11 protein-coding genes are annotated in these 9354 nt (G+C 34.0%); 4 read left to right on the top strand and 7 right to left on the bottom strand.

From position 1 onward, the window contains the following. From ACSVDA_RS20415 to ispG, 3 genes are all read left to right on the top strand, one after another. The coding region (locus ACSVDA_RS20415; RefSeq protein WP_485885632.1) for a transposase at positions 1–187 on the top strand (187 nt) is incomplete at its 5' end. Positions 188–459: 272 nt separating this feature from the next. After that, on the top strand, positions 460–810 hold the full coding sequence (locus tag ACSVDA_RS20410; RefSeq protein WP_485885630.1) for a LysM peptidoglycan-binding domain-containing protein: 351 nt from the start codon (positions 460–462) through the stop codon (positions 808–810). A 124-nt stretch (positions 811–934) separates the two neighbouring features. Then, positions 935–2041 (top strand): flavodoxin-dependent (E)-4-hydroxy-3-methylbut-2-enyl-diphosphate synthase, encoded by a 1107-nt coding sequence (ispG, locus tag ACSVDA_RS20405; protein ID WP_214480448.1) that lies wholly within the window; start codon positions 935–937, stop codon positions 2039–2041. 30 nt (positions 2042–2071) lie between these two features. Here ispG and ACSVDA_RS20400 read toward each other — a convergent pair whose 3' ends face one another. The 5 genes from ACSVDA_RS20400 to ACSVDA_RS20380 form a co-directional block, all read right to left on the bottom strand. Then, positions 2072–2398 (bottom strand): DUF4190 domain-containing protein, encoded by a 327-nt coding sequence (locus ACSVDA_RS20400; RefSeq protein ID WP_320207895.1) that lies wholly within the window; start codon positions 2396–2398, stop codon positions 2072–2074. A gap of 343 nt (positions 2399–2741) precedes the next feature. Continuing rightward, complete coding sequence (locus tag ACSVDA_RS20395) at positions 2742–3158, bottom strand: Fur family transcriptional regulator (protein WP_485885628.1); 417 nt, start codon at positions 3156–3158, stop codon at positions 2742–2744. Then, the gene (locus ACSVDA_RS20390) at positions 3155–3994 is read right to left on the bottom strand and encodes a metal ABC transporter permease (protein WP_485885626.1); all 840 of its coding nucleotides are present in this window, start codon (positions 3992–3994) and stop codon (positions 3155–3157) included. Before ACSVDA_RS20390 ends, ACSVDA_RS20395 begins: the two co-directional genes overlap by 4 nt. Before the next feature lie 3 nt (positions 3995–3997). Then, positions 3998–4768, bottom strand: a complete 771-nt coding sequence (locus ACSVDA_RS20385; protein WP_485885624.1) for a metal ABC transporter ATP-binding protein — start codon at positions 4766–4768, stop codon at positions 3998–4000. 238 nt (positions 4769–5006) lie between these two features. Further along, a complete protein-coding gene (locus ACSVDA_RS20380; protein WP_320207891.1) occupies positions 5007–5879 on the bottom strand; it encodes a YitT family protein in 873 nt (290 codons plus the stop codon). 146 nt (positions 5880–6025) lie between these two features. On the opposite strand from ACSVDA_RS20380, the gene ACSVDA_RS20375 reads away from it, so the two are divergent. Continuing rightward, complete coding sequence (locus tag ACSVDA_RS20375; RefSeq protein WP_214480283.1) at positions 6026–6280, top strand: DUF2624 domain-containing protein; 255 nt, start codon at positions 6026–6028, stop codon at positions 6278–6280. A 97-nt stretch (positions 6281–6377) separates the two neighbouring features. Here ACSVDA_RS20375 and ACSVDA_RS20370 read toward each other — a convergent pair whose 3' ends face one another. Then, the gene (locus tag ACSVDA_RS20370; RefSeq protein WP_485885621.1) at positions 6378–7271 is read right to left on the bottom strand and encodes a deoxyribonuclease IV; all 894 of its coding nucleotides are present in this window, start codon (positions 7269–7271) and stop codon (positions 6378–6380) included. 43 nt (positions 7272–7314) lie between these two features. Next, positions 7315–8628, bottom strand: coding sequence for a DEAD/DEAH box helicase (locus tag ACSVDA_RS20365; protein ID WP_485885619.1), 1314 nt, complete (start codon positions 8626–8628; stop codon positions 7315–7317). Positions 8629–9354: the final 726 nt, after the last annotated feature.

Genomic DNA, 9354 nt, shown 5'->3' with positions numbered 1-9354 from the left:
GCTTTTAGAAGAGAAGACGGGTGCCATCTATCGAAAACGAAAAATCGATGTGGAACCAGTTTTTGGATTTTTGAAGGCGAATTTGTGTTTCTCTCGATTTTCTGTACGTGGAAAATCGAGGGTAGAAAACGAAATCGGCCTCGCGTTAATGGCAGTGAATCTAAGAAAACTCACTGCCAACAAATAAGATAATAGAGGCACTACCACTCTAAATAGAAAAAGGTGAATTTGAGCTCGCTCAAATTCACCTTTTTCACTTTTTGAGGCTAGTTATGTCCCAGCCTCTTTTATTTTACCTCATTTAACCTAAATAAATAACGTAAGTAGAGTTATTGTAAACTTAACCTTATGACTAGCTCGATTAATTATTACTAATATGCATTCTTTACAAATTTTTAGGAATATTTTTCTTGGACATGCATACATAGGTATAAAAGCGATGCAAACGGGGTGGAAATAATGAAGAAAAAGATGATAGGCATTATCTTATTTTTATTTGTTATTTATATCTTTTATTATGATATAAGCATTGGCTCGTTACCTGTAATTAGTTCACAAAATAATACAGAAGAAAACACGCCATTCGTTGATGGGGATGAATCGCCATTAAATACACAACAAATGGAACATCAGCTTGTTAAGGTTAAAAGAGGCGATACAGTGATATCTATTGTCGAAGAGTTATATAATGGTCCCATTCCTGTTTCAATGGAACAGCTCTTAAATGATTTTGAAGCTTTAAATAACAATTTAAAACCAGAACAATTGCAAGCAGGTAAAACATATAGATTCCCTATGTATGACTATTAAGAATTCTGTTAAATTCTTGTCAATTTTATATTTTCACTGTTACAATATTCTATGAGCAAAAAGATACTGAAATTAAAGGACATAAGATTAAATATATTTAGAAGATAATCCTTGAAGGAGAGATATATACGTGAGTCAAATTATACATCGTACCAAAACTCGTCCAGTTAAAGTTGGTAATTTAACAATTGGTGGAAATAACGAGCTAGTTATACAAAGTATGACCACAACAAAAACACATGATGTCGAAGCTACCGTAGCAGAAATTAAACGGTTAGAAGAAGCTGGATGTCAAATAGTTCGTGTCGCTTGTCCAGATGAACGAGCTGCCAATGCCATTGCAGAAATAAAGAGTCGCATAGACATACCACTTGTAGTTGACATTCATTTTGACTATAAGTTAGCCCTCAAGGCAATCGAAGGTGGCGCAGACAAAATTCGTATAAACCCAGGGAATATTGGGCGACGTGAAAAAGTTGAAGCTGTCGTAAATGCTGCAAAAGAAAAAAATATACCTATTCGAATTGGTGTTAACGCTGGATCTCTTGAGAAAAAGATACTCGAGAAATACGGATACCCTACTGCCGACGGTATGGTTGAGAGTGCGTTACACCATATCAAAATATTAGAAGATCTTAATTTCCATGATATCATTGTATCTATGAAAGCTTCGGATGTAAATTTAGCAATCGAGGCTTACGAAAAAGCAGCAAAGGCATTTGATTATCCTTTACATTTAGGCATTACTGAATCAGGTACTTTATTTGCCGGAACAGTAAAAAGTGCAGCTGGCTTAGGTGTCATTTTAAGTAAAGGGATTGGAAATACACTTCGTATTTCTCTTAGTGCAGACCCAGTAGAAGAAGTAAAAGTAGCACGGGAATTACTTAAATCTTTTGGGCTTGCCTCAAATGCAGCAACTTTAATTTCATGTCCAACTTGCGGAAGAATTGAAATAGACCTTATTAGTATTGCTAATGAAGTAGAAGACTATATTTCAACAATTAAAGCGCCGATAAAAGTAGCCGTTTTAGGCTGTGCTGTGAATGGTCCCGGAGAGGCTCGAGAAGCTGATATAGGGATTGCAGGGGCTAGAGGTGAAGGACTCCTTTTCCGCCACGGTGAAATTGTTCGTAAAGTCCCTGAAGAAACCATGGTCGAAGAACTTAAGAAAGAAATTGATAAAATAGCAGCAGAGCATTACGCAAAGCAGCAAACAGAAAAAGCTTGACATATAATTGTCAAGCTTTTTTTCATCATGTTAAAAAAATGGGAGTATAAAGATGCCCAGAACAATGGATACGATACCAATTCCGATCGCCCATGCCCCCATTCCTTCTGCTCCTCTTCTGCGGGCAACAAAGCCTAATATGATACCTGCAGCTCCAAAAAGGATTGGAGCGACAAAAAGTGAAATGATCGATAGAGCCAAGGAAAGCCAACCTACCCAGTTATTTTCAACTTCCCTAGTACTACCTAAAGCTTGAACAGGTTCCGCAAACTCCGTTGATGTTTCTTCCATAAAATCCGCTTCTGGATCATTTCTATAGTTATCTCGATAGCCATCATCATTTCTTTCCTGAGCCATGTTTATATACCTCACTTTCTTATGTTAAAGAGGGGCATTATTTAGTATAGTTCTCTAGGAAAGAAATATTTGTGTTAATCTTTGCTTTTATTGGAAGCATCTTTTTTAACATTATCTTGCTATTATTGAAAAAGTACAGTAAAAAACTTTTTTCGATCATTCAACGACCTTAAAATAAAAATTCTAGGAACTCAAGATGTATACATGTTTATATCTCAGTACGAAAAAAAACAAATAAAAATTCAGCATAACTCGGTCTTGAACGTACCTCCATGAGACATAAAAACGCGAGAATGAAAAAATCCTATAAAAACCTTAAAATTCAACTTATTATAGAACTCATTTATGCATTAGCACAAACTGGACATGTCCCATATACTTCAAATTTATGCCCTGAAACATCATATCCTTGAAAATGATCCGCCAATTGATTCATTGGACAAGAGTGAATTTCTTTCGTTTTACCACATTGTAAACAAATAAAATGGTGGTGATGTTCTTTCGTAGCACAAGTAAAACGGAAGTGCTTTTCACCAGATAGTTCAGTCATTTCTAATATATTTAACTTAACAAACAACGATAAATTCCTATATATTGTATCAAAGCTTAAACTTGGATAGTTATCTTTCATCCTTAACAGTACATCACGGGCAGTTAAATATTTATCTGTATTTGAGAAAAGTTGTAGCATTTCTTCGCGCTTACCCGTATATTTATACCCTTCCTTCTTTAATAAATTGATTGCACCAGCAACATTCATTTTTTCTTTCTCCCCACTCTCTTCGTGATTAGAACTAGAATTAATTCTATAACAGCAAAAAGAACAATCGTACCACCAGGTGCCACATCTAAATAATAAGCACTAAACAAACCAAAGAATACGGCTAATTGGGCAAACACAATTGACAAAATAATCGTTTGTTTAAACCCTTTACTAATACGTATACTTGCTGCTACAGGTAATGTCATTAATGAAGAGACTAATAAAATTCCGACAATTCGCATTGATGCAGCAATTGCCAATGCTACCATAACGATAAATAACAAATGCAACCATTTTGTATTCAGACCACTAGCAGTTGCATGCTCTTCATCAAATGAAAGTAAAAATAATTCTTTATAAAATATGAAAATGATTAAACAAACGAACATTAAAATAACTAAAATAGTCCAAACGTCACTCATACTTACAGCGCTCACACTACCGAATAAATACATGAATAGATCTGTATTAAAACCATCAGCTAGTGAAATAAAAACTACACTAAGTCCGATTCCAGTTGAGTGAATGATTGGTATAGCCAACTCTTGATAATGTTTATATACGGTTCTAAGTTTTTCAATAAAAATGGAGCCTACTACAGAAAAACCCATGCCCATATATAATGGGTTCATTCCTTGAAAAACTCCGAGTTTTTTTTCAACAAACAGACTTGCAGCTATACCAGCAAGTGTAACATGGCTTAACGCATCTGCAATCAAAGACTGTCGTCTAACAACAATAAAAACACCAAGTAAAGGTGCTAAAAAACCAATCATCATTCCGGTAATGAAAGCGTTACGTAAAAATTCATATTGAAAAATCTCAATTAACATCATTTATCCTCCATGGTTATGAGTTAAAACGTGGAGATGATGACCATAAAACGTAGATAATGCACCTTCATCAAGGCTTTCAAATTGCTCTGTTTTACCGTGAAAATGTAAGGTCTTATTTAAACAGGCAACATGTGACACTTTATCAGTAATTGTGCCAATATCATGAGTGACTAATAATAAGCTAATCCCCAAGTTCTGATTTAAGTCTTCTAACATATTGTAAAAGCTTTGAACATTTGTAGCATCTACACCTACTGTTGGTTCATCTAAAATTAATAAGGATGGGTCACTAACTATTGCTCGTGCAATAAATACTCTTTGTTGCTGACCTCCTGATAACTCTCCAATATTTCGATTAGTAAACTGGCTCATTCCTACTGAAGCTATTGCTTTCGCTGCTACTAATTTATGTTCCTTTGAAAAAAATCGAAGTAAACCTACCTTCGAAGTCAAGCCACTCAGAACAACTTCAAGCACCGTTGCAGGAAAACCACTATTAAAACTGTTTGCTTTTTGGGAAACAAACCCAATTTTATGCCAATTTTTAAATTTGTGAATATCAGTTCCAAACAACCGTATCGATCCAGATTGCGGTTTAATAAGTCCTAAAATACATTTTAATAAAGTTGATTTACCAGACCCATTTGGCCCTACTAACCCTAAAAATGCTCCTTGAGGCATTACTAAATTAATGTCCTCTAAAACATTCTCCTGCTCATAACCAAAGGTTAGATCACCAATTTCTAATATGGGTACATTATTATTTGTCATGTCATCACCATTCTGTCTTATTAGGAATCATTCCGATTTAAACAACAAAATTATACATGAAGCTAGCCCTATTGTAAAGAAAAGGCTACTTTCGTAACCCTTGTTGATCATTTCTAACATAAACAACTTAATAAAGCTCCATGCATCTTCCACCTTTTCATAGCATAAAAGATGCTATGGAAACTCGTTATATATGATCAGCATCGATCATGCGAAAATATCCTAAAGTAATTCGTCATTAATGTATAGCTGATTTAAACTTAGCTCCCCTCGTTTCTTGCGTGCTCATAATTGTCAAAAATGCATTAGCATCGATTTCATGAACGATCGATTTAAGTTTAGTTACTTCAATCCTTGTTACCACAACGTAAATTACTTCTTTTTCTGCATCTGTAAATCCACCTTTTCCCTTCAACTTAGTTGTACCGCGTCCAAGCCTATGTAATATAGCATCCGATACCTCTTCAAAATAATCGGAAACGATAATGACAGCCTTTGTTTCGTCTAGTCCTTGAATGACAGTGTCAATTGTTTTGAAAGCAATATAATATGTCATCACAGAATACATTGCTTCTTCAGTTCCAAAAACAAATGCTGCCCAAACAAAAATAAAAATATTAATAAACATAACAAACTCGCCTACTGAAAAAGGCAGCTTTTTCGTTAATAAAATACCTAGAATTTCAGTGCCATCTAAAGATCCGCCATGTCTGATAACTAACCCTACCCCAACACCTAATATTAGGCCTCCAAATACAGTTGCCAATATAGGTTCTGGTGTAAATGGTTCAACATTGTGCAGAAGTTGTTCAATAATAGCCAGACAAATAATACCGAACATAGAAGATATCATAAACGTCTTACCTATTTGTTTATACCCAGAATACATAAATGGGATATTTAGTAGAACGACTAACATTGCAAAACTTATATATGAAGGCGTTAAATAATCAATAATTAAAGAGACACCAATAATTCCACCATCAATTATATTATTTGGAACTAAAAATAACTCAATAGAAACAGCTACTAATCCTGCTCCAAATAAAATCATTATGAACCGATAAAAAAAATGTAGTTTGCTTTCTTTTTTATGTTGTCTTGTTGCCATGAGTCTCCCTCCTCAGTGTTGTTATATGTGCGTTAAATTTTCTTTATATCATTATACTTGTGTCTCCTTGCAAATATGAAGCACCCTTGTTTTATGGAACAAAATATTATTCAATATCATACTATGTGTAAGGGGAGGAGAATACAATGAAGCTTTTTCAACACGTGATTAATCAAAAAATAAAACATATGACCGTTAAAGATTTACTTAATTATAGTAAACAATATGACATTAAAATATCGAAGGAACAGGCAAGGCAAATTACAGAGCTTATACAAAAGAGAGATGTAGATATTTTTGAAGATAAAGAGCGAAAAAAACTCATTAAGGAAGTTGCCAAAATTACAAACCCAACTGTAGCTAAGAAAATTAACTCTTTCTTCACTAAATTTATTCAATAAAAGGCTGTCTAATATAAGCTAAGACAGCCCTTTAAATGTTTTGACACAGATCTGTAGGTACATAAATCCTTGTCATTATGTTGACATAGTGATTAAGCTAACCAGCCAAAATTTTTGTAAGTAAATTTGGATTATATTCTTTTTGATTTAACATTTCTATTTCAAATTTATAAGGTGGCTTTTTATTTTTCTTATCTTCCCCTACATATGGAGTTTCTAAGATTTTAGGTATATCTGAAAGTTGCGGATGATGAACAATGTAGCTAAGAGCATCATATCCAATGTGTCCAAACCCAATGTTTTCATGTCTGTCTTTATGAGAATTAGTTGGATTTTTACTGTCATTAATATGTAATACTTTTAAACGGTCAAGTCCGATGACTTGATCGAAATGTTGAAGCACACCATCAAAATCATTCACAATATCATAACCAGCATCATGAGTGTGACATGTGTCAAAGCAAACAGATAACTTTTCGTTAAGCGTGACACCTTCGATAATTTGAGCTAGCTCTTCAAAAGTTCTACCACATTCTGAACCTTTACCTGCCATCGTTTCCAAAGCAATTTGGACATTTTGCTCAGGCGTTAAAACTTCGTTTAAACCTTCAATAATTTTATTAATTCCTGCCTCTGCTCCTGCTCCCACATGTGCACCAGGATGAAGAACAATTTGTTTAGCACGTAAAGCTTCAGTTCTTTCAATTTCTGATCGTAAAAAATTGACTCCTAATTCAAATGTTTCTGGTTTTGTCGTATTACCAATATTAATAATATACGGGGCATGAACAACTATATCTTCAATACCATGTTCTCTCATATGAGCATGACCAGCCTCAATATTTAATTCTTCAATTTTCTTTCTTCGCGTATTTTGTGGAGCACCAGTATAAATCATAAAAGTATTTGCACCGTATCCCACAGCTTCTTCACTAGCTCCAAGCAACATTTTCTTTCCACTCATAGAGACATGGGAACCTATTTTTAACATACCATTCATCTCCCTTAAAAAAATAATATCGTCATAGGTTTGATCACTTAGTTCTGTTGTTAATACGTCGCTGACGCTTCTTATATTGTTCCATATCGTTTTTCATTTTCTTTTTATAACCAGGCTTTACTTTAGAAGGCTTACGGACAATTTTTTTTGCTTCAATATCAAGCTCATTCACTTGTTTTTTGCGCTTATTACGTTTATCTCTAGCTCCTAGTTCAACCCATTCGTTATTACGAAGATCCTGTTGTTTAAATGTAATCCCCATTTTTTCTAATTTAACTATTGCATCCTCATCTGAAGGGTCATACAAAGTAGCTGCAATGCCAGAATAACCTGCTCTTGCAGTCCTCCCTACTCGGTGAACATAAAAATCTAGATCAGAAGGTATTTCAAAATTAATGACGTGACTAACCCCTTCAATATCAATTCCTCTAGCTGCTAAATCTGTTGCTACAACATATTGAAAGTCTAAATCCTTAATTTGCTTCATCATTTTCTTCCGATCACGTGGTGATAAGTCCCCGTGAATTCTACCGACTTTTAAGCCTTTTTTAATTAATGAATCAGCAACTTCATCTGCCTTCACTTTAGTATTGGTAAAGACAATTGCTAAATATGGATTATACTTCAACAAGATATCATGTAAAATTTGAACTTTGTCTCGATGACGCGATGGGATCAGGATTTGCTCAACACTCGTAACAGTTACTTGATTAGGTGCTACATGCGAATATTTTGGGTTGTCCATATATTTACGTAAAAACTGCTTTAATTTTTCTGGTATTGTAGCAGAAAAAACTAATATCTGTAATTTTTCCGCCATCCTAGCTGCAATTTGATCTACTTCATTTATGAATCCCATATCAAGCATTAAATCAGCTTCATCGACGACTAATGAATTAGAAGAATATACATGCAGCGCCTGTTCCTTTATTAAATCAAGTATTCTTCCTGGTGTTCCTACTACGATGTGTGGTTGTACCTTTAGCTTTTCAAGCGTACGTTGTTTATCTGTCCCACCCACATAACATCGTGCTGTTATTTGTTCACTTCCATCATAAAATTTTGTGACCTTTAATACTTCCTGATAAATTTGATTAGCTAATTCACGCGTCGGTGCTGTAATAATCGCTTGTACTTCTTGTTTTGAAGGGTCTATATTGTTAATAATCGGCAACAAATAAGCATGTGTTTTACCTGTTCCTGTTTGTGATTGACCAATTACACTTTCACCTTTTAAAATCGAGGGAATCAAACGCTCTTGGATGTCAGTAGGTTTATAAAATTGCAAGCTATTAATCGCTTTGATTATAAAAGGTTTTAATCCAAATCTTTCAAATTGTGAGTTCATCGTATCTATACTCCTTATGAAACTATTCCAAATGAATTGTTAATTCCTCTGGAACACTCATTTAATTTCTACTAGCCAAAACATATCATCATTAGATTATAATGGATTATATAAGAAAAGTGCAAGCTTGTCAGCAACTCCCTTAAGCGATGGAGCTTAATTGAATACTGTTAATGCCTTTAGAAAGGCAAAGTTAAGCGGCGTTACACTAGAATGTAGAGCATAATATTTAATAAAGTATAGGCTGTTTTGTTATGGAATGTTGTTTTTCAAGCTAAAGGGCATCTTTTCTTCTATAAAACGATGACTGTTAAGTAAAACGGCGTTGTTATCTTCTATTTCAGAAACTATCGTAACAAAGTTTACGAATAGATCCTAAATTAAAATATGATGCGATATGCTAAATGTAACCGATATTAAAAGAAATAGACCTACAAAAAATCAATCTAAGACTAAATCAAGTACTTACTTTGTTGAAATATAGGTCGATTAGCAACACCTCAAAGACAATTGTAAATAGTCAATCCTTCGAAAACCATATAAACACCTTCCTAATCAGTTTAACATTATTCTCTTTTCCGTAAAAAGTTTTGTAAACACTACAGTCTTATATCATCAGGCTTCTATGTTTTGTTTGCTTTTTACTATGGCTGTTTTCGCATAGCATGTTGTTTAACATAATAATAAATAAACAGAAATACAACTAGATTTCATGGCATCATTTCT

The sequence above is a fragment of the Cytobacillus sp. Hm23 genome, assembly GCF_051842895.1.
Taxonomy (GTDB): domain Bacteria; phylum Bacillota; class Bacilli; order Bacillales; family SM2101; genus Nanhaiella.
Note: the sequence above shows the minus strand (reverse complement) of the source record. Positions and strands in the feature narration are given on the sequence as shown.

Excerpts from the sequence above, each read along its gene's own strand:
- ACSVDA_RS20410 (WP_485885630.1), top strand. The coding sequence starts at position 460 with ATGAAGAAAAAGATGATAGGCATTATCTTATTTTTATTTGTTATTTAT.
- ACSVDA_RS20400 (WP_320207895.1), bottom strand. The coding sequence starts at position 2,398 with ATGGCTCAGGAAAGAAATGATGATGGCTATCGAGATAACTATAGAAAT.
- ACSVDA_RS20395 (WP_485885628.1), bottom strand. The coding sequence starts at position 3,158 with ATGAATGTTGCTGGTGCAATCAATTTATTAAAGAAGGAAGGGTATAAA.
- ACSVDA_RS20390 (WP_485885626.1), bottom strand. The coding sequence starts at position 3,994 with ATGTTAATTGAGATTTTTCAATATGAATTTTTACGTAACGCTTTCATT.
- ACSVDA_RS20385 (WP_485885624.1), bottom strand. The coding sequence starts at position 4,768 with ATGACAAATAATAATGTACCCATATTAGAAATTGGTGATCTAACCTTT.
- ACSVDA_RS20380 (WP_320207891.1), bottom strand. The coding sequence starts at position 5,879 with ATGGCAACAAGACAACATAAAAAAGAAAGCAAACTACATTTTTTTTAT.
- ACSVDA_RS20375 (WP_214480283.1), top strand. The coding sequence starts at position 6,026 with ATGAAGCTTTTTCAACACGTGATTAATCAAAAAATAAAACATATGACC.
- ACSVDA_RS20370 (WP_485885621.1), bottom strand. The coding sequence starts at position 7,271 with ATGTTAAAAATAGGTTCCCATGTCTCTATGAGTGGAAAGAAAATGTTG.
- ACSVDA_RS20365 (WP_485885619.1), bottom strand. The coding sequence starts at position 8,628 with ATGAACTCACAATTTGAAAGATTTGGATTAAAACCTTTTATAATCAAA.